The sequence below is a fragment of the Nonomuraea sp. B10E15 genome (genome assembly GCF_039871615.1).
GTDB lineage: Bacteria > Actinomycetota > Actinomycetes > Streptosporangiales > Streptosporangiaceae > Nonomuraea.
This window is the reverse complement of sequence record NZ_JBDPMB010000046.1, coordinates 1-21,747: the sequence shown is the minus strand read 5'-3', so window position 1 is coordinate 21,747 and position 21,747 is coordinate 1. Positions and strand designations below refer to the sequence as shown.

Below are 21,747 nucleotides of genomic sequence, written 5' to 3'. Positions count from 1 at the left end.
GTACGGCCGACGGACGGCGCCGGCCGTACTCGCTCGTGGGCCTGATCAGCCCGCGATCAGCTCGTTGGTTCGTTCGTACTCTTCCTTGGCCGACTCGAGCAGGTCTCGCCACGAGTCGACGTCAGGACGCCGACGAAGCAGTGCACGCCGTTCTCGTTCTGTCATGCCGCCCCACACCCCGAACTCGATGCGGTTGTCCAGCGCATCGGCGAGGCACTCGGTGCGGACCGGGCAACCCCGGCAGATGAGCTTCGCCCTGTTCTGCGCGGCGCCCTGCACGAACAGGGCATCCGGATCCGCACCCTTACAGGCGGCACGGGAGGTCCAATCCGTGATCCACATTTTTCGACCCCACTCCCCTTAGGTGGTCAGTCGTCATTTGGGGCCGACGGGCGCGGGCGCCGAGCCTCCGTATTCAGTTGCCGCAGGGAGAACGTACGCAACGAGACGTTCGGGCCGACAGACCCCAGAGGACCAATTTCTCGGGCCTGATCTTGACCGGGAATGACTAGTCACCCCCATCAGTCAAGGCGAAATGGTGTCGCGCTACCGGTTCGGTCACCGTTTCGACGTACGCTAGGTAGCGTGCAAGCTCGCGGCAAAGATCGCTCCAACCCCGTCCTCAACATCCTGCGACTGATCATCGCCGGATCGGCGGCCGGGGTGCTCGCGGCCGCCGTGGCGCTGCCGGCGGTCGGCGGAGCCGGGATGTCCACGAAGAGCGCCGTCGAAGGGCTCAACCTCAAGCCGGAAAACCTCGATGAGCCTCCTCTGCCCGAGCGGACCGAGCTGCTCGATGCCAACGGCAAGAAGATCGCCTGGTTCTACTTCGAAAACCGTCAGTCCGTGCCCCTCGACAAGGTCGCGCCGATCATGCGGACGGCGCTCATCTCGATCGAGGACTTCCGTTTCTACCAGCACGGACCGATCGATGTGGAGGGAACGGCCAGAGCGCTGATGAAGAATTTCACCAGCGGCGGCGTGACGCAGGGCGGCTCGTCCATCACCCAGCAGTACGTCAAGCAGGTGCTGGTCAACAAGGCTGAGACGCCGGAGGAATACCAGGCGGCCATCGCGCCCACCATCTCCCGCAAGCTGACCGAGCTGCGTTACGCGATGGCGATCGAGAAGAAGTACACCAAGGACCAGATTCTCGAGAAATATCTGAACATCGCCTACTTCGGCGCCGGCGCCCACGGCATCCAGGCCGCGGCCAAACGCTTCTTCGACAAGCCCGCCTCCGAGCTCGACCTCGCCGAGGCCGCCACGCTGGCCGGCGCTGTGCAAAACCCCGCGCGCACCGACCCGAACGTCGACTCCGACTCCCGCAAACGGCTGCTGGAACGGCGCAACGTCGTGCTCGACCGGATGGCCCAGATCGGCAAGATCACGCCGAAGGACGCCGCCGAGGCGAAGAAGGAGAAACTGGGCTACAAGGACATCAAGATGTCCGGCGGCTGCGAGTCCAGCAAGTTCCCGTACTTCTGCCTCTACGTCCAGTACGAGATCCTCAACAACGAAGACTTCGGCAAGAACCAGGACGAGCGCCGCAAGCTGCTCCAGCGCGGCGGCATGAAGATCAAGACCACGATCGACCCCAAGATGCAGGCCGCCGCCGAGAAGGCCATCAAGAAGTACGTCAGCACCAAGGACAAGCCGGTCGCCTCGCAGGCCATGATCGTGCCCGGCACCGGCGAGATCAAGGCCATGGCCGCCTCCCGCAAGTTCGGCGGCAGCAAGAAGAAGAACGAGATGAGCTACAACATCGTGGCCGACGCGGCGCACGGTGGCGGGCGCGGCTTCCAGCAGGGCTCGACGGCGAAGGTCTACACGCTGGCCGCCGCCCTGGAAGAGGGCATGAAGTACAGCGACGGCTTCCCCTCCCCCTCCGGCTACAAGGCCGGCAGCTACAGCTCGTTCAAGAACTGCGAAGGCAAGAACGTCGGCGACCCGAGCCACACCGTGCGCAACTCCAGCGAGGGCGGCGGCGGCTTCAAGACCCTGCAGACCGGCACGTGGGGGTCGGTCAACACCTTCTTCGTCAAGCTGTCGCAGGAGGTCGGCCTCTGCAAGGTCGTCAAGATGGCCAAGCGCCTCGGGGTCAAGCGGGCCGACGGCCAGAAACTCTCCGAGGTGGAGACGTTCACGCTGGGGGTCAACGAGGTCGACCCCGTCACGATCGCCAACTCGTACGCGGTGTTCGCGGCCCGCGGAAAATACTGCAAGCCGCTGGCCATCACCGAGATCACGGACCGTAACGGCGCGACGAAGCAGTACAAACCGAAGTGCTCCCAGGCGCTGGACGAAGAGGTCGCCGACGCGGTCAACGGCATCCTGGAGGGCGTCTTCACCAAGGGCACGATGAGCGGCGTGGGCGGCATCGGCAGGGACGCGGCCGGCAAGACCGGCACGACCGACAACTACATGTCGGCATGGTTCGCCGGTTACACGCCCAACCTGGCCTCCGCGGTCAGCCTCGGCGACCCGCGCGGCACCTCGGCACACAAGCTGATCGGCATCAGGATCGGCGGCACTTACTACCCGTACGTGTACGGGTCCTCCATCTCCGGGCGCATCTGGAAAGACTCGATGCTCTCGGCTCTGAAAGGGGTCGAGCCGCGGCACTTCACGTCGGTCGACAAGTCGCGGTTCGGCGGGTGCACCGACAACTGCGCGCCCAAGCCCAAGAAGAAGCGCGACGACCGGCGAGGCGACAGGGGCCCGCTCGACATCTTCGACCCGGGCAACCGTGACTGGCCCGGTGACGGTGACCGGGCCCCCTGGGAGGGCCGTGGCGGCGACGGACGGCCCGGGGGCTGGCGCGACCGCGGCTGACCGGAGGCGGGTCTGCACGCGGTCGCTGCGGCCGATCTACACGAGCATCCCGCGCCGCAAAGGTGTTCAGCGCCCGTTATCCCTGATAGACGCTGGGCTTGCGTTGGAGCGCGCTCCAACTCCTAGCGTGGGCCCATGTCAGCATCACCGCAACTGAACGATGACGCGCAGACCCTGTCGATCACCGAGGTATCCCACAGAACCGGCCTGTCCGCCCACACCCTTCGCTACTACGACAAGGCCGGGCTCGTCCAAGCCGTCCGCCGCAGCCCTGTCGGCGTGCGCCGGTACGCGACCGCCGACATGGACTGGCTCGCCTTCCTGATGCGCCTGCGCGACACGGGTATGTCGATCGCCGACATGAAACTGTTCGCCGAACTGCGCAGGGCCGGCGACGAAAGCATCGCCGCAAGGCTGGAATTACTGAGCGACCATCGCAAGGTCGTCGACCAGCGCTTACGGATCCTGCGTTCGAGCATGCGTGCGCTGGACAAGAAGATCGCGCACTACCGAGCCCTCCTGGAGGACAGGTGAACGCGGCAGCGGATCCCCTTCGACCCTCGAGCCCGCCCGGTGGGAGGGCAGGCGCGGGTGCCATGCGCGTGCCCGGTGGGGCGCGGGCGAACGTCGTACGACGTCTACTGGGCGTGGTTCTGCTGGCGCTGACAGTCGGGTGCGCCGGCGAGACGAGTCGGACGCCCCCTGCCTCGCCGCTCGCTTCGTCCGGAGCCGCGTCCGCGGCGATCCACACCGGCTTCTCCGCGCCGACCGGTCTGGCGTTCGCCCCGGACGGGACGCTGTACGTCTCCAACTGGTCGGGCGGGACGGTCGAACGTGTCACCCCGGACGGCGCGCGCTCGACGTTCGCGGAGGTGAGTGCGCCCGCCGGGCTGGCCCTGGACACCAAGGGCAACCTTTACGTCGCCAGTTACTCCGGCGACACCGTGTACCGGATCAGCCCGGCAGGGCGGCGCCAGGAGTTCGCGACGGGATTTCACACCCCGACAGGCATCGGTTTCGACTCGCGCGGCAACCTGCTGGTCTGCAACCGGGCCAGCAACGAGATCATGCGAGTCGCCCCCGACGGCACGGTGAGCAGGGTAGCCGGTGGGCTCAGCACGCCCGTCGGCGTGGCCGAGGACGCACGGGGCACGATCTTCGTGGCCAACTACACGGGCGGGACCCTGTCACGCATCGGCCGCGACGGCCGGGTGACCACGCACTCCGATGACTTCGACGGGCTCGGAGTCGGTCTGGTCGTCGGCCGGGACAATCGCCTGTACGCCACGGATCGGGCAGCGGGCGCCATCAAGCGGGTGGATCAGGACGGAAGAGCCGTCGCGGTCATGTCGGGCCTCGGCTCACCCGTCGCGCTCGGTGTGAACGCCGCCGGCACCATCTACACGGCGACCTGGGATGACGGCGCCCTCTACCAGGTGCCCGCTTGACCGGCGGCTCAGGCATCTGCCGGGTCCTTCAGAGGGCGCCCAGGGCTTGACGCTTGGCGAGCCTCAAGCTCGACACCTTCGACACGCCTGGCCGGCTCCCAGCGCGGAGGGGCAAGGTGGCTGCGCGTCAAGCCGCAGGAAGGGCGGCGGTGATGCGGCTCGCGAGACCTTCGCGCATGGCGATCGTCGCGGTCCGGTTCATCGCGCGGACCGTCGATGAGGGCCCTGGCAGGACACATCCCAACGTTGCCGGGACCGCCATCCCGACGCGTCGAAGAGGTCGACTTTTGCGTTCGGTTGATGTTTTCTGGTCAGCCCTGCGCCTGTCTCCCGCATGGCATAAAACGCCATTTATATGGCGTCATCGGTCCTGGACGCCATATTTCGGCAAAGATTAACTTGACCGGTAAAAATCACCGTACGCCAGGAGAGGGGTGCGCCGCATGAAGAAGACGATTGTTCACAATGACCCTCTGGACAGGGCCAAGCAGAGTCCGGCCAGCAGGGCATGGAAGACATCCGGATGGGAAGTCATCGTGCCCCACACGAAGTAGGAACACCCCGGCAACCACTCCGACGATCGGGGTGGTTGCTCCTTTTCCTGCGGCGGCTCGGGGCAGGCGGCCCTCGGCAGGCCACTGCCTCCACCGGCGCCGCCCTGATGCTCATGGAAAGCACACGATCACTGAGGACTCTCGTGCGTATCTTCCTCGTCAACATGCCATGGGCGATGATCGACGCGCCATCCCTGGCGCTTGGCATCCTGCGCAACGCCGCCGTGGCTGCCGTCCCTGACGCCGAGGTGACCGTGGTGCACGCCAATCTCGACTACGTCGACTGGGTCGTGGGCCGGCATCGGTTCACCACGCATGACTACCACTACTACTGCATCGACAGTTACTTCTCCGGAGTCGGCGACTGGGTCTTTTCCTCCGCGCTCTACCACGACCCGCAATGGCGGACAGGCGAGCCGAGCGAGGAGACATGGCTCACTGACGAGCGTCACGAGCTCAGCCTCGACCTGCACGCCTCGGCCCCGGAGTTCGTCGAGGAACTCGCCGCCAGAATCGTGGCGGCCGAGCCGGACGTGGTGGGCTTTACTTCTACGTTCCAGCAGAACACGGCGGCGCTGGCCACAGCGCAGGCGGTCAAGCGGGCCTCGCCGCAGGTGCGTGTCGCCTTCGGTGGGGCCAACTGCGACGGCGCCCAGGGTGCGGCCCTGCACCGCAACTTCCCCTTCGTGGACTACGTGATTCGCGGTGAGGGAGACGTGGCGTTCCCCGCGCTGCTGAAGGTGCTGGCAGGCCCGGAGCTCGCCGAGCCCACCGCCGCAGCCGCAGATCCCGCGGCGCTCGCCGATATCCCGGGCCTGTGCTGGCGAGGGCCGGACGGCGACCACCACGCGAACCCCATGACCGGCCGAGCACTGCCGCCGAGCGAGATCGTGACCCCGGACTACGACGGATTCTTCGAGCGGCTGGAGTCGTCGGCGGCCCAAGACTGGGTGGAGCCGAAGCTGGTCGTCGAAAGCGCCCGCGGATGCTGGTGGGGCCAGAAGCACCACTGCACCTTCTGCGGGCTCAACGGGTCGTTCATGGAATTCCGCAGCAAGAACCCCGCGGCGTTTTACGACGAGATCATCCGGCTGGTCCGCCGCCACAAGGTGCTCGACATGTACGTGGTGGACAACATCCTCGACATGGGCTATCTCACCACGCTCATACCCAGGCTGGCGGAGTCCAGCTACGATCTGCGGCTGCACTACGAGATCAAGTCCAACCTCAGGCGCGACCAGCTGAGAGCGTTGGCCGGTGCCGGCGTGGTCAGCGTTCAGCCAGGCATAGAGAACCTGAGCAGCCGGGTCCTGAAGATCATGGACAAGGGTGTCTCCGGGTGCCAGAACGTACGGCTGCTGCGCGACGCCTACGGCACCGGCCTGACACTGACCTGGAACTACCTCTACGGCTTTCCCGGCGAGCGGCCTGAGGACTACCTCCCGCTGATCGCGCAGTTCCCGGCCCTGCACCATCTTCCCCCGCCCGACGTGGTGACCAGGCTCGTGATCGAGCGGTTCAGCCCGTACTTCGACCGGCCCGAGCTTGGCTTCGCGCCGCTGGAGCCCGCCTCCCAGTACCACCGGATCTACGACCTCCCGAATGAGGAGTTGATGGACCTGGCGTACATGTTCGCCGCACCGCGCCACGGGATCGACGAGTCGGTCGCCGACGTGCTGCGGGAGGCGGTGGGGGAGTGGCAGCGGGCGTATGCCGAGAGCCGGTTCGGCTACCTCGACCTGGGCGACTCGATCGTGCTGGTCAGTCGGCGCGCGCGATTCGACTGGACCGTACATTCGCTGCGCGACCCGGCAGAGGTGGCCGCCTTCCGGCTGCTCGACCAGCCGCGTACGGTCCCCGGGCTGGTGCGTGAACTCGCGGGCTCGGTGACGGAGCCCGAAGCCGACGCGTTGCTCGACCGATGGTGCCGGCTGGGCATCGCCTTCGCCGACGCCGGTCACTATGTCCATGTCGCCGCAGTGGCCGACAACCAGGAGCTGCTCCGCATCGGTCAGCGCCTTGACGGATCGAGCCCAGACCTCTTCGACCATCTCCCACCGACGGCAACCTCCCCGGTGCCCGCGACATGACGGCGCCGGGTTCGCTGACGCTGACCTTGTGGCACCACCACGACCAGGAGCTGCTCCGGCTTCCGGCCGTCGCCATGGGCAGCCGTCGGGTCGGCGCAGGCGACCCGCCAGCGGAACTGGCCGCCACGCTCTACCACCAGGGAGTACGGCGAGTCGCCCTCGATCGCCCGGTCGATCTGACCGACCGACAGGGTGCCGCCACCGTGGTCGGGTGGTTGCTGCTGTTGACCGAGCTCACGAGCTGGGCACTGGTAGTCGACTGGGACGTACGGCTGGGCCCGGCTCTGGAGAACTGGCGGCTGCTCAGCCACCTTTACCCGCCCCGGGCGGTGCTGGACTCGGCGGGCGGCGATGTCGGGGACGACTGGCGCGAGGAGTTCTACCTCGGTAAATGTATGTGGCGGCAGGGACCAGGGTTCGTGGAGGTACGGGACCGGCGGCCAGGTTCGCTGGCCCGCTACGTCATCGACGACGTCGACTACCTGCGGGCAGTCGACAGGCTCTCGTCGAGCTGCCGCGCCGACCAGGTGCCGGCTGCGGTACTCGACGACCTGGTCAGCGAAGGGCTGGTGGGTCAGGTGGGAGACATTGCCTGGTGGATGCCGTACCGGGTACGCCGCTGGCCGTGGGGCGGTATGGTGATCTGACCGCATCGAACCAACCACCACGCGACGCCGACTCCCGGCGGAGTAAGACCCGGCGCGGCGGTTGCGCCCACGGGAGTGGTGTACGGGTTTGACTCCGTTCATCACCTTGATGCCCGCGAGGGAAGGTCGATGTGACAGACCAAAGCCCTGGTCGATCAGGGGTTCAAGAACACGGTCTCCGACCATGGAGCCGGGCTCGGGATCGACACCGGCGCCTGGCCCGCGACCATGACTACCTGCCGGCCTACTCTCGACAGATCCTGGACGCCTGACTAGAGCGGCCCGGCATCCAGACACCGCGCCGTCTGAGACCCGACCGCCGCGCCAGACAGCCACAGAGGGCGGCTCAAGGCTGCTGAGGGCGCTGCACGCCGGGTTGAACGGCTGGATCCCGCACAGCACCGGGATCCAGCCCTCAGGCCCATCACACCGGACCTACTTGCCCGCCAGCCTCGCGCGCACCGTGGCCGCGACCCGGCCGCCCTCGGCCCGACCGGCGACCTTCGGGTTGACGGCCTTCATGACCTGCCCCATCGCCTGCGGCCCCGACGCGCCCGTCTCGGCGATGGCGGCATCGACCAGCGCCGCCAGCTCGTCGTCCGACAACTGGGCGGGCAGGTATTCCTCCAGCACCGCCTGCTCGTCGAGCTCCGCCTGCGCCTGCTCGGCCCGCCCCGCGTTGCCGAACGCCTCCGCCGCCTCGCGCCGCTTCTTGGCCTCCTTGGTCAGCACCTTGATGATCTCGTCATCGGTCAGCTCCCTGGCCTCCTTGCCGGAGACCTCCTCGACGTTGACCGCCGCCAGGGCCATGCGAATCGTCCGGAGGCGTACGTCGTCCCGGCTCTTCAGCGAAGCCGTCAGATCGGCCTTCAGCTTGTCTTTCAATGCGCTCATGCGCACCATCTTGCCGCCTGCGTGAACGCCCCGCGCCGGATGTCGGGCATCATGAATGGGTGAGGAAAGCCGTCGCAGTGCCACTGTCCATGCTCGGTCTCGGCCTGGCCGGACTGGGTTACGCCTCCGTGGTGGAGCGCAACTGGTTCCGCCTGCGCCGTTTCGACGTACCCGTGCTGGAGCGCGGCCACCGTCCCGTGCGCATCCTCCACCTGTCCGACCTGCACCTGACGCCCGGGCGCTCGATGCTCATCAAATGGGTGCGCTCCCTGGGCGACCTGGAGCCCGACCTGGTCGTCAACACCGGCGACTCGATCGCGCACCCGGAGGCCGTCCCGGCCCTCCTGCACGCCCTCGAGCCCCTGCTGTCCCGCCCCGGCCTGTTCGTCTACGGCTCCAACGACCTCTACGCCCCCCAGCCGAAAAACCCGGCCCGCTACCTGTGGCGCACCTCCAGGAACGAACGCCGCCAGCAGGTCCCCAACCTGCCGTGGGAAGAGCTGGGCGCGGGCATGGCGTCCGAGGGCTGGCTCGACATGAACAACACCACGGCCCGCATCAAGGTGGCCGACCTCGACGTGGCCGTGGCGGGCATCCACGACTCCCACATCTCCCGAGACCGCTACGACCTCGTGGCCGGCCCCGCTCCCGCGGACGCCGACCTGCGGCTCGGCGTCATGCACTCCCCCGAGCCGCGCAACATGACCCGCTTCGCCGACGACGGCTACCAACTCCTGCTGGCCGGCCACACCCATGGGGGCCAGCTCTGCATCCCGTTCTACGGCGCCCTGGTCACCAACTGCGGCATCGACCGCGCCAGGGTGAAAGGGCTGAGCCGCCACGATTCGGCCTGGCTGCACGTGTCCGCCGGCCTCGGCACCTCGCCGTACGCACCGGCCCGGTTCGCCTGCTTCCCCGAAGCGACGCTCCTGACACTGGTCCCCCGACGCTAAAGGCGGTCACAACCACCTTGGGAGTCCGCTAGACTTTTCCAAGCACGTGCACGACGGCGTGCGACCGGGGTGTAGCGCAGCTTGGCAGCGCGCTTCGTTCGGGACGAAGAGGTCGTGGGTTCAAATCCCGCCACCCCGACAGAGTTTGACCAGGTAGAGGGCTTGATCCGGTGAACGGGTCAGGCCCTTTTCCATGTCTGGAAGTCGATAGGAGCCAATCGGGGAGCCATCTCACTCGGACTCAACCCGTCGGCTTGTCGCCGAAGATTGTGTTCATGGTGTGGGCGCCCTTGGTGATCACCGGCTTGAGCTGGTGTCGGTAGACCGTTTCCGTGACGCTGGTGCCTGCGTGCCCGACGAGATCAGCGATGGTCTCGATGGGTACGCCCTGGTCACTCATGATGGAGACGAACGAGTGACGCAGCTCGCGGGGTGTCCAGTCGGTTCCGATCCCCGCGTTCTTGGTGATCTGCCGGAACGCCCGCCGTACGTTCGCGGCATCCAGCGGGGTGCCGACGCTCGTACAGAACACCAGGTTGTGATCTTGCCACAGCCCGCCCACCTTGAGCTTCTGCGCGGCTTGGCGAGCGTGGTGTTGGCGTAGTGCTTCAGCGGCGAGTCTGGGCAGTTCCAGCGTGCGCCGTGACTTGCGGGTCTTGGTGTCACCTCCTACTCGGTCGGCTCGCCACACGTAGATGGCGAACCTCTTGTGCTTGAACCCCGCCTCGGTCACCGGTTGCCACGCCTTAAGGCCGGGGATCCACGCGACGACGTGATCCCAGCACAGTGCGCGGGCTTCCTCGGTACGGACGCCCGTGGTGAGGCTGAGCACCACGTAGGCGTGGAGTTCGGACGACTCGGCGGCCTTGAGCATCGCGTCCGCCTGGTGGCGAGTGAGTGCCTTGCTGGGCCTGCCGTCCTTGCCTGTGGGCGTGGTGACCAGCTCGGCAACGTTCCTCAACACCAGGTCACGCGCCTGAGCTTGCCGGATGGCTCGCTTCAGCACGCTGTGGACATCTCGTAGCGTCCTGGTGGCCAGGTCGCTGGAGAGTACGTCCAGCCACTCATCCACGTGATCCGCGCGTAGCTGCTGGAGCTTCATCTTCCCCAGCCTGGGGATGACGTGCGTCTCGGCGAGGATGCGTTGCTTGGTGACGGTGTTCTCGGATCGGCCCTTGAGACCTTTGCTGAGCCAGTCGTTGACGGCATCGCGCACGGTGTAGGTCTCCGACGCAGTGACGCCGGTCTCAAGAGCCTTGACGGCCTTGATCAGCTTGTCCTTGACGGCGGTCTTGGTCTTGGCCTTGCGCTTGAGGCGCTGGCGCTTGCCGTCGGGGCCGAACCCGAGGGAGATGGCTCCGGTGAAGCCGTCCCCCTCGGGGTAGATGGTCGCTTCGTACTTGCCGATCAGGATCTTGGCCAAGGGATCACCCCTTCTCGTGACGGTTGAGGTACTCCTCGATCGCCTTCCTGATCACCCACGACACATCTCGTTCCTGCGACTCGGCGTACCTGCGGAGACGGTCTTTGAGTTCCGTGTCCACGCGTACGGGAGGCAGGGTGGTTCGGTCGCTCGTCATTGACGGCTTCCTTTCGTGTCATGCAGTTATCAAGAGGCGCTTGCCGGGTTGCGCGGCGGGTGTCGCGCAACCCGGCTCTGTAGAACGTTGTAGCACGCTGCTCTACGCCTCGTCCATCGATTCCAGCGAGGAAACGAACTCGGCAAGGTGCCGGTCGGTGATCCGGCGAAGCTTGCCGATCTTGATGCTTCTGAGCTGTCCGGTACGGAGAAGGAAGTAGACCTTGTCGCGTCCGACGCTCAGCATCTCCGCGACTTGTTCGACGGTGTATGCCTGCATGTGCATCCCCCCTCTCGATCGTCGAGGTGTGCCCGCGCATGGTCGCCGGTTACGGATGGTGATCGTCCGCCGGTTCGTCCGTCCGCGCCTGTCGCTGCCTCTACACGCGCAGACGCGCGGACGGACGCGGACGGCGGACGCGGACGATTACGGATCGTGCACCTCTGGGAGGGCTCGCCAGCGTCCTCGTGAGACCTGTTCGGCCTGGCGCGTGCGGCTCAGCTCTTGGAGGCGTTGGTAGACCCATGTGCGGCGCATGCCGGTTGCGCGCATGAGGTCGCCGATGCTCACCCCGTCGGACGGAGCTTGCCTCAGTGCGGTGGTGAGGGCCTCTTCAGCGGCTCGTACGGGGTTGTCGCGGGCGCGCCGGGGCGAGGGGCGGATGGTGGGCTGTGGTGGTGGGGCGGGCGTCTCTGCCGCGTGTTTGAGGGCTTGGGCGGACACCTCGTCGAGGGGTGGGCGGTGGTTGGCGTGTTGTTCGGCGGTGGCCTGTACGCCCGCGTCGTCGAGCAGGTACGTACGGGCGCGGCGGGGGATGTCGTGTTCCGGGGAGCTGATCAGGAACTTGCCGGGGGCGTCGAGCTTGTGGGGGTGCCATCCGGCCTTGACCATGCCCTGTCCCAGGATGAGGTCTCCGTCGCGGGCTTCCCGGACGCGGAAGCACAGCCGGACGTCCATCTGGGAGCGGACCGCGCTTTTGCCCATCGCGTCTTTGGAGGGGCGTTGGGTGGCGGCGATCAGGTTCACCGCCGGTGCGCGGCCACGGCGGGCGATCGAGTCGGCGTGGTCGATCGCGCGTGGTGCCTCGCTGGCCAGTTCGGCGTACTCGTCGATGACGATGACCAGTGCTGGCCGCTCGGGTGAGGGCTCCCAGACGCGTTCGCCGCGTGTGGTGAGGTCGTCGGCGCGGCCGTCGAGGATGACCACGGCGTCGGCGAGCAGGGCCTCTGCTTCCTGTGGGGTGGTGGCGATCCGGTCGATGCAGGACGCCCATGGGAGCAGTTCCATGCCGCGTTTGAGGTCGACGGCCCACAGGATCACGTCCTGGCAGGCTGTCAGGTCGCCGAGCAGGACGTTGACGCCTCCGGATTTGCCTGCCCCGGACATGCCCGCGAACAGGGCATGTCGGCGGAGCAGGGGGACGCGGACCGGTGTGCCGTCCTCGAACAGCCCTAGCTTGGCGGGTTGGGTGATGGAGGTGATGGAGGGGCCTGGCCAGGCGATGGCGTCGGCGTGCGGGTCGGTTTCGATGACGCGTACGTCGGCGCGGTTGGCTTTCTTGCTGGCCACGGGCTGGACGCGGATGCCGCCGCGGGTGGTGCCGAGCGCTGATTCCAGGCGGGGGACGGCGTTGATGGCGTCTTCGACGGTCTGGCCGACGCCCAGCCCGAGGCGGAAGCGGTAGCCCCACAGATCGACCATGGCCGATTGGATGCGGGATCCGGCCAGGCCGGCGGCTTGGGCGATGTCCGGCCAGGCGGCCAGCGTGCGCTCCACGCGTACGCGGGCACGCCTGCGGCGGTGCGCCCACCAGGGCACGGCCAGCACGAGGGTGCCGACGCCGAGCACGGCGGGTAGAGGGTCGGTGAACGGGCCCAGGTAGGCGGCCAGGGTCAGCCACGTTCCGGCGAGCGCCGTGGTGACGGCGGCGTAGCCGCGTTCGATCGGGCGGGTGAGGTTGACCCACCGGCCCCACAGGGCCAGTGCGCCGGCCACGAGGGCGGTGGCGATGATCACGGTGGGCCACCAGTCGGGGAACCAGCGCCGCAGGACCATGCTCGCGGCCAGGACGCTCACGCCGATGGTGAGCGGAGCGAGCTCGGACCGGTAGCGCCAGGCCAGGCGGGCGATACCGGCGATGGCCAGGGGCGCCAGTTCCAGATCGTCGATCATGGCGATGGGTTGCACGCCGTAGCGGCGCATCCGGCGTGCGTTGCGCCGCAGTTCGTAGCGCGAGGCGCGGTGTCTGTTCATCGGCCCTCACCCGTCCTGTGGTCGGCGGGCATCTGGGCATGCAACTCGTCGCGTACGTAATAGAGCGGGTCGTCGTCGCCGTCGTGGTGGGCGGCCAGGGTGGCGCGGATGGCGGCGAGCAGGTTGGCGCGCTGGTAGCGGACGCTGGCCAGTTCGGCGCGAAGGCCGGTCACCTCGTCGATGAGGGTTTCGATGTCGTCGAGGGCGGCGAGCACGTACTCCCACAGCGGGAGCAGGGGCGAGGGGTCGCGGGTGAGTGCCGTCAGGAGTTGGGCGGCGGTGGTGTTGCGGTGGGCGGCTCCCTGGAGATCGGTGTGTGGGTAGGGGTGGCGATGGGGCATCAGGCATCACATCCTTCGGTCGGGGACAGGGGTCAGTGGCTGGTGATCCAGCTCAGGGCCGCGCGGAGTACGGCGCGGATGTCGGGTGCGAGCGTGGTGGCGGCCAGCAGGAAGCCGAACAGCACGGTGATCAGCGCGTGCCACCAGCGCAGGCCCAGGTAGCGCCAGGCGATGAACACCAGCGCGCCGAACACGAGCACCAGCGGAACGGTGACGGTCATGGGGCATCACCTCCTCTCAGGTCGAGGCGGGTAGGCGGGTCAGATGCCGTCGTGGCGGGACTTGCGGCGGTGCCAGCGCCAGCGGGCGCGGCACTTGACGCACCGCACGGTTCCGGGCGTGGTCGCGCCGCACAGGCAGCGGCCGGGCTGGAGCGGGAGTCTGCGCATCGGGCTTCACCTCCTTCCGGCGGTGTAGGCGGTCGGCCGGCCGGAGCGGGCGTAGGTGCCCAGCAGGCGGCGGCTCAGGGTTCCGGTGGGGGTGTGGCGGCGGTCCTCGGCACGGATCACCACGACCAGCGCCGCGAACAGCGCCAGAGTGGCGAGCGACAGGGCCAGGGCCAGGAACACGACGAACAGTCCGAAGTCCACGGCTCACACCTCCTCGATCTCGTCGAGGGCGATGGCGTCGCGGTAGGAGTCGCGTGCGGCGCGGCGTTCCATCGCCGCGCGGGTGATGAGGATGGCTTCGTAGCGGACGCTGCCGAAGGCTTTGCCGGCGACGTGGTGCCCGTTCTCGGCGGTGGGCGTGGTGCCGAGCAGGGCGGCGATCCTGGCGACTTCGGCGATCGCCTGCGCTTCGGTGGTGGCGTCGGTGTCGTAGTTGGTGTGGACCGCCACCCGGACGGTTCCGTACCTGGGGACGGGCACCTTCGGGTGGCTGTCCAGGAACGCGGCCAGGGCGCGCAGTCCGGTGATCAGTTCGCTGCGGTGGGGGCGCTGAGCTGGGCTCATCTAGATCACATCCCTTCGGTTTCCGGTGACCTACGAGGCGAAGGTAGGTTTCGGGGAAGGGGTGGACCCATCGCGCGGTGTGATCATGCAGTGAGATCAAAAACATCCGGCGATGAGATGGACCAGATCTTGCGGTGAGATAAGTCCCTGCTCACGGCACCCAAGCAAGAGACCCCCGACAGAGCCCTTTGGGAACTGGCACTCTCACGAGTGCAGAAGGGCCCTGCCGGGGGCGTTGACGCGACGATGCGGGACACGGTGGCACGGGCGTGAGCCGGTCAACCGCACCGTCGCGCGCTCAGAGGGAAGCGAGCAGCCGTCGAGTGCTGGGCTGAGCTTCCGGCGTGAACGGTCAGCGAACCTGTTTCATCCCGTACAGCTCGACGACCTGGGCGGTAGCCAGGGCATACGGGTGGTGCTGGAAGTCGTCCCACGCCACGAACACGTTGTGCGCGGCCAGGGTCACCGAGCTGAACACTCCTGGCCGGTACAGATCAGCCAGCACGCCGACGCTGCGGGCGGCGGCCACTGTGTAGAGGGCGAAGTCCTCGTGCAGCATGGGGCACTCCTCCAGTGCCTTCGGGATGCACGCCCAGCAGGTCGGCGGGGCGTTGGTCCGGCCGCTGCGCAGGCTGGTGCGCTCGAACACGGTCTTGGTCAACGCCCACGGGATCAAGTCCGACACAAAGCCGGTCACCGACTCTCCGCACACCTGGCACAGCAGCTTGTCCATGCACCGCCACTGACGGCGCGTGTTCAGCTTGCGCATCCGTTCCGGCCCGCGCCTGGCGGGATCGTCACGGAAATCACGCGTCCGGGCGCGGAGGATCCCGCCGACGCTGCCCAGTTTGGCCGCATGGTGGTCCACCCAGTCACCGGCTTTCGACGGCAGATAGGACAACCGCGACCGGCCCGCGTACGACACGAACCCGATGGGATCGGTCACCAGCTCGTTGGCGTACGCGATCGTGTACGGAACCGTCGAGTACCCCGTCACAGCGGATCACCCGCCCGGAACGGCATCTCACCGCGCGACCCCGGCGCAGGTAGGACACGTTTCGGCGCGGACCCGCGAAGATCGGCGTAACGCGCGACGATACGCCGCGCGGCTCGCGTCGGGTCCGCCGTGGGATGCCAGGCATAGACGGGCCGGTCGCGCTGGTCGTTCCATCCTGTGGACCACCAGAACACCGCGCCGTCCGTCCACACGAGCAGACCGCGCCAGACCGACACCACGGCCAGCCCGTAGCCGTCGTTCACATCGGCTGTCAGCCCATGCGATTCCAGCTCCTGTTGCAGCTGGTCAGCCATGGCAACGGCACTTGCTTCCGGGTCACGCACCGGCCCTCCCGCAACTCCGTATTCCCCCAGCAATAGACGGGCGGAAGTCAGGCGAATGCGGATCTTCGGCACTTCCTCACATCAGCGCTGACCTGCGCCCCGGACTGATGTGAGGGTTCCAAGCAAAGCGGATCCGCATAATCTCACCGTGATATCTCACGGTGTGATGGACTAGAAGAGCTCCACTACTCCCGAAAGGCTGCGCTACCAGGGGAACGGAACGCCGCCATGACGATGGATCAAGAGCGAGTCCGGCATGTTCTTGAGACTGTTTTCGCACGTCAGGACATAGAAGACGTCTGCAAACAGCGTGATTTGGGCGGGGTTATCCGCATCCTCACCAAGTACGGCATCACCCAGGGGCAGATCTCCAACCTCACCGGGATCCCCCAGGGCCGCGTCAGCGAGTACAAGAGCGGCAAGCGAGTCCCGACCGCAAAGCATACATTTGAGGCGTTCGCTGACGGTTTGGGCATGCCTGGCCACTTGCGGCGCCTTTTGGGCTTGGCGTCCTCCGGTGGCGCAGGCGGTGCACGAGTCGCCAGCGACGGTGTCCAGATCCCCACGGACACCTTCGACTTGCAGCTCTTCGCTGAAGCGATCGGGAAAAGAGGCGAGCCATTGAAGCGCCGCGAATTGCTCACCTTGGTTGCACAACTCGGTGCCCAGTCCGCTCTGGCTCAAAGCGAGGCATGGGAAAAGGTTTCCTTCGCCCTGTCACGGCCGAGCGCCATTGACGAAGCCGTCGTACGAGAAATGGAAGCCAGAGCCGCCGGTTTCCACCGCCTCGAAGAGATGCTCCCCGCCCACACCATCTTCAGAGGCCTGGCCGCCCACCTCAACGAGGTCGGCACCATCCTCAACGGCACCACCACCGACCCCAAGGACGAGCTACGCCAACGCCTGATCGTCGTAGCCGGGGAGAGCAGCGTCCTCGCCGGCTGGATCGCAACCGACCTGGGCAACATCTCCGCCGCACGCAACTTCTACGACACCGCCGAGAAGGCATCGAAGGAAGCCGGCGACCCTGCCATCATCGCGTGCGCCTTCGGCTATCGCAGCTACATCCCCAGCGGCAAAGGCAACCACGGACGAGCCCGCGCCCTGCTGTCCACCGCGCTCCAGCACCTGCCCAAAGACACCTCCCCGGGCACCACATCATGGCTGGCCGCCAGACACGCCGAAGAGAGCGCAGCACTCGGCGAAGCCGAAGCCGCCCTCCAGTCCTGGGAAGAGGCACGCGAAGCCTTCACCATCGCCGATCCGGAAGAGGACCGCGTGTGGACCCGCTTCCTGGACAGGGATCGCTTCGACTCCTTCGCCATTTCCACCTACGCCCAGATCGGCCGCCTGGACGAAGCCGAAGCTGTCGCACACGAGGTCATCGCACGCCTGTCCGACGTGGAGAGAAAACGAGCAGGCATCATCCTCGGAGACATCGCCACCGCCCACATCGTACACGGCTCAGTAAAAGAAGCCGCCAAAGCCGCGAGAGACGGCCTAGCCGTCATCCGCGAAACAGAATCCGGCATCTGGCTACCACGCTTCATAGTCATCGGAGAAGCACTCCGACGATGGCAAACCCAACCACCAGTCCGCGCCTACCTCGAAGACCTGGCCATCACGAAACGTCAGTTCTCCGCGTCTCCGCGCTGACCCAGGCCAGATAATCGTCGCTCCCAGCCACGATTTCGGTGGCTATTATCTCCGGTGTTACATAACTATGGTTGGCTTTTATATGAGCCGCCAGCGCGTCGAACAGAGTGCGGGTGGTCTTGATGACTAGCTGCCATTCCCGCTCGTCACGCAAAGAGCCTTTCCACCAATAGAGCGAACGAATTGGTCCAACGATCTGTACGCCAGCGGCTAGACGTTCCGTCGCAATTGTTCGCGCCAGTGCAGCGCCTTCTTCGGCACTCGCCGTGGTAGTGACAACTTGCACAAAGCCTGCCATCATAGCCCCTATCCATCAGGATACATCATCGAGAATATCGAATCTAATCTCACCGCACAGCCGGAAGTCAGCACGACGTTCGCAGCGGAGCATTATTATAGTAGCTCCAGCCCCCACTTCCTTCGGAATCGCTCCAAGCTGATTTGACAACTTGCGTATGACGCGCTCAGTTCACGTCTGATCGCGGCTAGTTCATCGAACGACAATAGAGAGCTTTCGCTTCTGGCATTTGAAGCCATTGCCGCGTCGAAGTGACCGTCGGAGAAAACTTCCGCAATTGTCAAGCAGAAGTGAGCGAAGACTCCAACCATAGCGAGTGTATGCCACGGCGCATCATTATCCGTGCTATCACCGCTATCACTTGGCTCTCCTGGGGGGGCCAGCGCACCTATGTTAACTAGCGGTTCGAGTAGGACCCGAACTTCTCCTAGAGCACTTGGAGGCTGTTTGCGAAGTGAGTGAATGGACACCCTCATCAAATCTAGCGCGTAGCCATTTTCAGCTTTTGCGCACGAACGAGATATATGACTCCGAGCTCCAGTAAGAAGTTCCAGCATTTCCTCGTTCACAAGAGCCACGGCAAGTTCCTGGAGTACTGGCCATTGCCCTCTTTGATGATGAATCTCGGCATTGATCTCCACGAGACGCCTTGTGCAGCGCAACAGCTCGCGCGGCAAACCGCCGGACAGAGAGTGCATCAAATAAACGAACGCGTCACCGAAACCAAGAACGCGCCTCTGCAAGAGTAAGTGAGATTCATCTAGGTCGAGCGGGTCTACAAGTACTACTTCGTCGAAAGCCGTCTCGAACACAGACTTACCGGCAAGTGCGCGCTGCCCAAAAACCGTGCCCACGTCTTCTGCTACTGACACGAGAAAATAGCAATTATCGATACCGAACACAGCTTTGATCTCGCTTATGAACCTTTCAGCCTTCTCAAGTGATCCGATACGATCAATCTCATCGATCGTGACAATAACACTTTTATCTGATGCCCCCAGATCTTTAGAAATATCCTCCATGAAGCGGCGTAGATTTCCCACAAGCTCCGGAAGGCTCCAGGGCAAGTGCTTGAGAGTACTTCCTTTGTTTACTGATCCACTGGTGCCATACGGCATAGTGAGTCCGACCGTGTACGCACGAGTGACCGTCCGATCAATCTGGAGTCGGAATATATATTCCCTCGCCCGCACGACAAGCTCTGGTTCGGAATACCACTTCATGGAGCGCCATTTGATACGGCCCGGCCAGAGCAGGGCGGCGATCACTAGGAGTGCAACCTTGAACCAGATTGGATAATCTACCCACCAAGCGAGTACCTGAGTGGATACAGCGTCCGACCATGCTATAGTCGCGTCCCGCACTCCATGCAGCGTCTCTATATTTTCAAGAATTATCGTCCAGAGTACAAGTGCCAGTAGCCCTATTGATGCGATCGAACGAACCGTTGCCGTAGTCGTCTCGCGCAACAGCCGGATGAGGTGTTTTCTTCTCGCTAAGTTCGGACTGAATATTTCGGCACCCTCATAACCTCCATGTCGAAGATATTCTTGGCAGACCCTTTGGAAGAGTTCTGCGAGAAACTCCTTGGGAAGGTATTCAGCTGGTGCGCTCACCTGCACGATAAGGTGATCCTGCGATTCTGACATCGTTCGCAGTAGGGTTGTTTTCCCGACTCCACGGGGACCAGCAATTGCAATACTTCCGCCATCCAACCGGTTCAAGGATCGCTCTACACGCGTCATCCAGGATGTCTGCACTGTCAAATTTGCATCATAGAGTTTCCTCAACCCAGCAATATCCTGCTCTACGAGGTACTTCTGGGCGTCAGCACCTAGCAGCATGTTGATGATGTAATTGGCATATGAAGCCGCGATGTCCGGAAGATCTTCTTCCCACTTCAGACGCGCATCTTCCTCCTCGTTCTCCGCTTGCATAACGTCTATGATCAATCGGAGAAACGTGAGCACTCTTGTCAGGCTATTTAACGCTCCAGGCTTCTGCAACAGATATCCATTGACGCTGGAAAGCGCAACAACTGCGGCAGTTCGCCAAGGCCGCCACTCCACCTCAAACACTACCCACGTTGCCATAAGCACGCAGGCGGCTACACTTGTTAACCCTACTGCTTTAATTGCGGCGAACCGTATCCGCCCATGGCGCCACGTATAAAGATACCCGCCTGTACGATATAGACATGCTCCACCAAGTGTCATGCACGCAAGAACAACCCCTGTATCATTCCGAAAAAATTCTGTTGCAACTATGACAAGAAGCACGCACAGCGAACCGGCCGCTATAACGGTTGTTCTGTTTATGTCTCCATGAAGGTGCAACTGTTCAACGGAACGTCGTGCGCGCTCGGTATGCCCTCGCGCAGCAGAAAGTTCTTTGTAGGAACGGATAGATGCGGCCAGGCGGAAAGCGTTTTTCCATTGCGAATGATCTAGCACGGCTTGCTTATTCACAAGCCCTCTAGCGAAGTAATTTGTGAAGGGTTGCTTACTGAGGGCACTTTTGATCTTCACTCTGAACTGGGTCTGTGCGGCCCTGTCGCTAGTGGCGTCGTTCACATCCACTCCCATGCACACAAAACTCCGGCTCAGTGAAATGTCGTATGCAAGTGCGCCAGCGTTACACGGCTACCTGCTACAGCTGTAAGGTCGATAGGGGCCGTATCAGTCGCATCATGGACCTTTTTCATCCTCAGAACGCCTGAGCAATGCGGTGGTTCTGAAGGACGGTGATGGCCTTGCACAGGTGGCCGGCCTTGGACGGGCTGCAGCGTAGCTTGCGGAGGATCTTCCAGCTCTTCAGCTGGGTGTTCGCGCGCTCGCCGGGGCCGCGAAGGCGGGCGTGGGAGCGGTCGGCCTGCTTCTGGGAGTCGGGCTTGTTCTTGCCCTTGTACGGGTACGGACCGGGCTCTCGGCTCCCTGATAAGCCTTGCCTGCCAGGGTGACGATCCCGACTTCGTCCAGTGCGCGCAGGATGGCCCAGATACGGGCAGCGCTCAGGTCGTGCGTCTTGCCCGGCAACGCGCCCGAGGTCCACGGGATGGTTCCGTCCGGTGCGGCGATGAGCTGGATGTTCATGCCGTGCACGCGATGCTTGCCGAGAAGTACGGCAGGTCGGCGGCGATCCGGTCGATGTGGATCAGCGTGCCGTCCAGCACCAGGTAGTGCAGGCAGTCGCGCTTGGCGCGGCGCAGCGCCTGTCCGAGCTTGGGTGAACGCGCCGACAGCAGCATCACTGTCTCCTCCACATACCGCCACGCGGTGGCGGTGGAGACTGCGAATCCGGCTCCGAGCTGGGGAACGTTTCTCCCTTGCGCAGGTAGACCAGAACGAGCAGGGCTTGCTGTCCGGGGTTGAGCAGCCGCCATGTCGACCCGATCGTCTTGCGGTGTCGGCGGATGAGGCCGGCGACGTAGTTCAGGGTTGAGCGCGACAAATCGACGGCAGCACGATAGAACAGCATCCGAGGCCCCTGGTTGTGACGGACGTGATTGTGGTGATCAACCCGTTTACCAGGGCTTTCGCCATGTCATCAGGCGAACACCACTCTCGCGATCATGCTGTGATCAGCAGCTCGCCAGGGGGGGATGAAAACGGCTCACGGTAACCGTTAGGAGTCCAGTGTGAGCCTGGTCACGTAGACGCTCGATGTCGGCATCTACAAGACCGAGCTGATCAGGCCCCGAGGACCCTGGCGCAGCCTGGCCGACGTCGAACTGGCCACCGCCGAATGGGTGGACTGGTTCAACGCCACCCGCCTGCACTACAGAGATTGAAAGTTCGGGGTGTCATGTCGATCTCGGGTTCGTGATCAGGCCGGTGTGTGCCAGAAAGGCGTCCAGGAGGTCGGGGCGGTACTGCAACTGCTTGAGCCGGCTGCGGATGACCGC

The 21,747-nt window shown here is 64.7% G+C and carries 22 protein-coding genes, 1 tRNA gene and 2 pseudogenes; 9 read left to right on the top strand and 16 right to left on the bottom strand.

Annotated elements, in window-relative coordinates; translation table 11 throughout:
* Positions 1-45: 45 nt before the first annotated feature.
* A complete protein-coding gene (locus ABGB14_RS49570; protein WP_090771382.1) occupies positions 46-342 on the bottom strand; it encodes a WhiB family transcriptional regulator in 297 nt (98 codons plus the stop codon).
* Between the two features lie 243 nt (positions 343-585).
* On the opposite strand from ABGB14_RS49570, the gene ABGB14_RS49565 reads away from it, so the two are divergent.
* The 5 genes from ABGB14_RS49565 to ABGB14_RS49545 all read left to right on the top strand — a co-directional run bounded on the left by ABGB14_RS49565 (position 586) and on the right by ABGB14_RS49545 (position 7,574).
* Entirely contained in the window at positions 586-2,835 is a 2,250-nt protein-coding gene (locus ABGB14_RS49565) for a transglycosylase domain-containing protein (protein ID WP_347650887.1), read from the top strand.
* A gap of 135 nt (positions 2,836-2,970) precedes the next feature.
* Positions 2,971-3,369: a MerR family transcriptional regulator gene (locus tag ABGB14_RS49560; RefSeq protein WP_347650886.1), complete on the top strand. Its 399-nt coding sequence runs from the start codon at positions 2,971-2,973 to the stop codon at positions 3,367-3,369.
* Between the two features lie 62 nt (positions 3,370-3,431).
* Positions 3,432-4,283 (top strand): NHL repeat-containing protein, encoded by an 852-nt coding sequence (locus ABGB14_RS49555; protein ID WP_347650884.1) that lies wholly within the window; start codon positions 3,432-3,434, stop codon positions 4,281-4,283.
* A 697-nt stretch (positions 4,284-4,980) separates the two neighbouring features.
* A complete protein-coding gene (locus tag ABGB14_RS49550) occupies positions 4,981-6,927 on the top strand; it encodes a RiPP maturation radical SAM C-methyltransferase (RefSeq protein ID WP_347650882.1) in 1,947 nt (648 codons plus the stop codon).
* A complete protein-coding gene (locus ABGB14_RS49545; RefSeq protein ID WP_347650880.1) occupies positions 6,924-7,574 on the top strand; it encodes a DUF5825 family protein in 651 nt (216 codons plus the stop codon). Before ABGB14_RS49550 ends, ABGB14_RS49545 begins: the two co-directional genes overlap by 4 nt.
* Positions 7,575-8,009: 435 nt before the next feature.
* Here the strand turns inward: ABGB14_RS49545 and ABGB14_RS49540 are convergent, their stop codons facing one another.
* Positions 8,010-8,468 carry a GatB/YqeY domain-containing protein gene (locus ABGB14_RS49540; protein WP_347650878.1) on the bottom strand — a complete coding sequence of 153 codons (459 nt, stop codon included), beginning with the start codon at positions 8,466-8,468 and terminating at the stop codon, positions 8,010-8,012.
* A gap of 89 nt (positions 8,469-8,557) precedes the next feature.
* Between ABGB14_RS49540 and ABGB14_RS49535 the strand changes: the two genes are divergently transcribed.
* Together ABGB14_RS49535 and ABGB14_RS49530 are read left to right on the top strand one after the other, a co-directional pair.
* Positions 8,558-9,421 carry a metallophosphoesterase gene (locus tag ABGB14_RS49535; RefSeq protein WP_347650892.1) on the top strand — a complete coding sequence of 288 codons (864 nt, stop codon included), beginning with the start codon at positions 8,558-8,560 and terminating at the stop codon, positions 9,419-9,421.
* 65 nt (positions 9,422-9,486) lie between these two features.
* A tRNA-Pro gene (locus tag ABGB14_RS49530) sits at positions 9,487-9,560 on the top strand.
* Between the two features lie 102 nt (positions 9,561-9,662).
* Here the strand turns inward: ABGB14_RS49530 and ABGB14_RS49525 are convergent.
* From ABGB14_RS49525 to ABGB14_RS49475, 11 genes are all read right to left on the bottom strand, one after another.
* A complete protein-coding gene (locus tag ABGB14_RS49525) occupies positions 9,663-10,844 on the bottom strand; it encodes a site-specific integrase (protein ID WP_347650876.1) in 1,182 nt (393 codons plus the stop codon).
* A gap of 4 nt (positions 10,845-10,848) precedes the next feature.
* Positions 10,849-11,001 (bottom strand): ribbon-helix-helix domain-containing protein, encoded by a 153-nt coding sequence (locus ABGB14_RS49520; protein WP_347624618.1) that lies wholly within the window; start codon positions 10,999-11,001, stop codon positions 10,849-10,851.
* A 102-nt stretch (positions 11,002-11,103) separates the two neighbouring features.
* Positions 11,104-11,280 carry a helix-turn-helix domain-containing protein gene (locus tag ABGB14_RS49515; RefSeq protein ID WP_347650875.1) on the bottom strand — a complete coding sequence of 59 codons (177 nt, stop codon included), beginning with the start codon at positions 11,278-11,280 and terminating at the stop codon, positions 11,104-11,106.
* A gap of 147 nt (positions 11,281-11,427) precedes the next feature.
* The gene (locus tag ABGB14_RS49510) at positions 11,428-13,254 is read right to left on the bottom strand and encodes a cell division protein FtsK (RefSeq protein ID WP_347650873.1); all 1,827 of its coding nucleotides are present in this window, start codon (positions 13,252-13,254) and stop codon (positions 11,428-11,430) included.
* Positions 13,251-13,595, bottom strand: a complete 345-nt coding sequence (locus tag ABGB14_RS49505; protein ID WP_347650871.1) for a hypothetical protein — start codon at positions 13,593-13,595, stop codon at positions 13,251-13,253. The genes ABGB14_RS49510 and ABGB14_RS49505 overlap by 4 nt, the downstream gene beginning before the upstream one ends.
* Before the next feature lie 32 nt (positions 13,596-13,627).
* Positions 13,628-13,816, bottom strand: coding sequence for a hypothetical protein (locus tag ABGB14_RS49500; protein ID WP_347650870.1), 189 nt, complete (start codon positions 13,814-13,816; stop codon positions 13,628-13,630).
* 39 nt (positions 13,817-13,855) lie between these two features.
* Positions 13,856-13,984 (bottom strand): hypothetical protein, encoded by a 129-nt coding sequence (locus ABGB14_RS49495; RefSeq protein WP_347650869.1) that lies wholly within the window; start codon positions 13,982-13,984, stop codon positions 13,856-13,858.
* A gap of 6 nt (positions 13,985-13,990) precedes the next feature.
* On the bottom strand, positions 13,991-14,185 hold the full coding sequence (locus tag ABGB14_RS49490) for a hypothetical protein (RefSeq protein ID WP_347650868.1): 195 nt from the start codon (positions 14,183-14,185) through the stop codon (positions 13,991-13,993).
* A gap of 3 nt (positions 14,186-14,188) precedes the next feature.
* Entirely contained in the window at positions 14,189-14,548 is a 360-nt protein-coding gene (locus ABGB14_RS49485) for a hypothetical protein (RefSeq protein WP_347650867.1), read from the bottom strand.
* 352 nt (positions 14,549-14,900) lie between these two features.
* Positions 14,901-15,545 (bottom strand): hypothetical protein, encoded by a 645-nt coding sequence (locus ABGB14_RS49480; protein ID WP_347650866.1) that lies wholly within the window; start codon positions 15,543-15,545, stop codon positions 14,901-14,903.
* A complete protein-coding gene (locus tag ABGB14_RS49475; protein ID WP_347650865.1) occupies positions 15,542-15,859 on the bottom strand; it encodes a hypothetical protein in 318 nt (105 codons plus the stop codon). Before ABGB14_RS49475 ends, ABGB14_RS49480 begins: the two co-directional genes overlap by 4 nt.
* Positions 15,860-16,117: 258 nt before the next feature.
* Between ABGB14_RS49475 and ABGB14_RS49470 the strand changes: the two genes are divergently transcribed.
* On the top strand, positions 16,118-17,545 hold the full coding sequence (locus ABGB14_RS49470; RefSeq protein ID WP_347650864.1) for a helix-turn-helix transcriptional regulator: 1,428 nt from the start codon (positions 16,118-16,120) through the stop codon (positions 17,543-17,545).
* Here ABGB14_RS49470 and cutA read toward each other — a convergent pair.
* The 3 genes and pseudogenes from cutA to ABGB14_RS49455 form a co-directional block, all read right to left on the bottom strand.
* Positions 17,511-17,843 carry a divalent-cation tolerance protein CutA gene (gene cutA, locus ABGB14_RS49465; RefSeq protein WP_347650863.1) on the bottom strand — a complete coding sequence of 111 codons (333 nt, stop codon included), beginning with the start codon at positions 17,841-17,843 and terminating at the stop codon, positions 17,511-17,513. The two genes, ABGB14_RS49470 and cutA, sit on opposite strands and share 35 nt — an antisense overlap.
* Positions 17,844-17,938: 95 nt before the next feature.
* Positions 17,939-20,416, bottom strand: coding sequence for a hypothetical protein (locus ABGB14_RS49460; RefSeq protein WP_347650862.1), 2,478 nt, complete (start codon positions 20,414-20,416; stop codon positions 17,939-17,941).
* Positions 20,417-20,549: 133 nt separating this feature from the next.
* Positions 20,550-21,320 (bottom strand): annotated as a pseudogene (locus ABGB14_RS49455) (transposase family protein).
* 178 nt (positions 21,321-21,498) lie between these two features.
* Here ABGB14_RS49455 and ABGB14_RS49450 point away from each other — a divergent pair.
* Positions 21,499-21,621, top strand: a pseudogene (locus ABGB14_RS49450) (IS3 family transposase); the annotation flags it as partial.
* Positions 21,622-21,747 lie beyond the last annotated feature (126 nt).

What these genes read in the sequence shown, in the direction of transcription:
- ABGB14_RS49570 (WP_090771382.1), bottom strand. Translation starts at nt 342, where the DNA reads ATGTGGATCACGGATTGGACCTCCCGTGCCGCCTGTAAGGGTGCGGAT.
- ABGB14_RS49560 (WP_347650886.1), top strand. Translation starts at nt 2,971, where the DNA reads ATGTCAGCATCACCGCAACTGAACGATGACGCGCAGACCCTGTCGATC.
- ABGB14_RS49555 (WP_347650884.1), top strand. Translation starts at nt 3,432, where the DNA reads ATGCGCGTGCCCGGTGGGGCGCGGGCGAACGTCGTACGACGTCTACTG.
- ABGB14_RS49545 (WP_347650880.1), top strand. Translation starts at nt 6,924, where the DNA reads ATGACGGCGCCGGGTTCGCTGACGCTGACCTTGTGGCACCACCACGAC.
- ABGB14_RS49540 (WP_347650878.1), bottom strand. Translation starts at nt 8,468, where the DNA reads ATGAGCGCATTGAAAGACAAGCTGAAGGCCGATCTGACGGCTTCGCTG.
- ABGB14_RS49535 (WP_347650892.1), top strand. Translation starts at nt 8,558, where the DNA reads ATGCTCGGTCTCGGCCTGGCCGGACTGGGTTACGCCTCCGTGGTGGAG.
- ABGB14_RS49520 (WP_347624618.1), bottom strand. Translation starts at nt 11,001, where the DNA reads ATGACGAGCGACCGAACCACCCTGCCTCCCGTACGCGTGGACACGGAA.
- ABGB14_RS49515 (WP_347650875.1), bottom strand. Translation starts at nt 11,280, where the DNA reads ATGCAGGCATACACCGTCGAACAAGTCGCGGAGATGCTGAGCGTCGGA.
- ABGB14_RS49510 (WP_347650873.1), bottom strand. Translation starts at nt 13,254, where the DNA reads ATGAACAGACACCGCGCCTCGCGCTACGAACTGCGGCGCAACGCACGC.
- ABGB14_RS49505 (WP_347650871.1), bottom strand. Translation starts at nt 13,595, where the DNA reads ATGCCCCATCGCCACCCCTACCCACACACCGATCTCCAGGGAGCCGCC.
- ABGB14_RS49500 (WP_347650870.1), bottom strand. Translation starts at nt 13,816, where the DNA reads ATGACCGTCACCGTTCCGCTGGTGCTCGTGTTCGGCGCGCTGGTGTTC.
- ABGB14_RS49495 (WP_347650869.1), bottom strand. Translation starts at nt 13,984, where the DNA reads ATGCGCAGACTCCCGCTCCAGCCCGGCCGCTGCCTGTGCGGCGCGACC.
- ABGB14_RS49485 (WP_347650867.1), bottom strand. Translation starts at nt 14,548, where the DNA reads ATGAGCCCAGCTCAGCGCCCCCACCGCAGCGAACTGATCACCGGACTG.
- ABGB14_RS49475 (WP_347650865.1), bottom strand. Translation starts at nt 15,859, where the DNA reads ATGGCTGACCAGCTGCAACAGGAGCTGGAATCGCATGGGCTGACAGCC.
- ABGB14_RS49470 (WP_347650864.1), top strand. Translation starts at nt 16,118, where the DNA reads ATGACGATGGATCAAGAGCGAGTCCGGCATGTTCTTGAGACTGTTTTC.
- cutA (WP_347650863.1), bottom strand. Translation starts at nt 17,843, where the DNA reads ATGGCAGGCTTTGTGCAAGTTGTCACTACCACGGCGAGTGCCGAAGAA.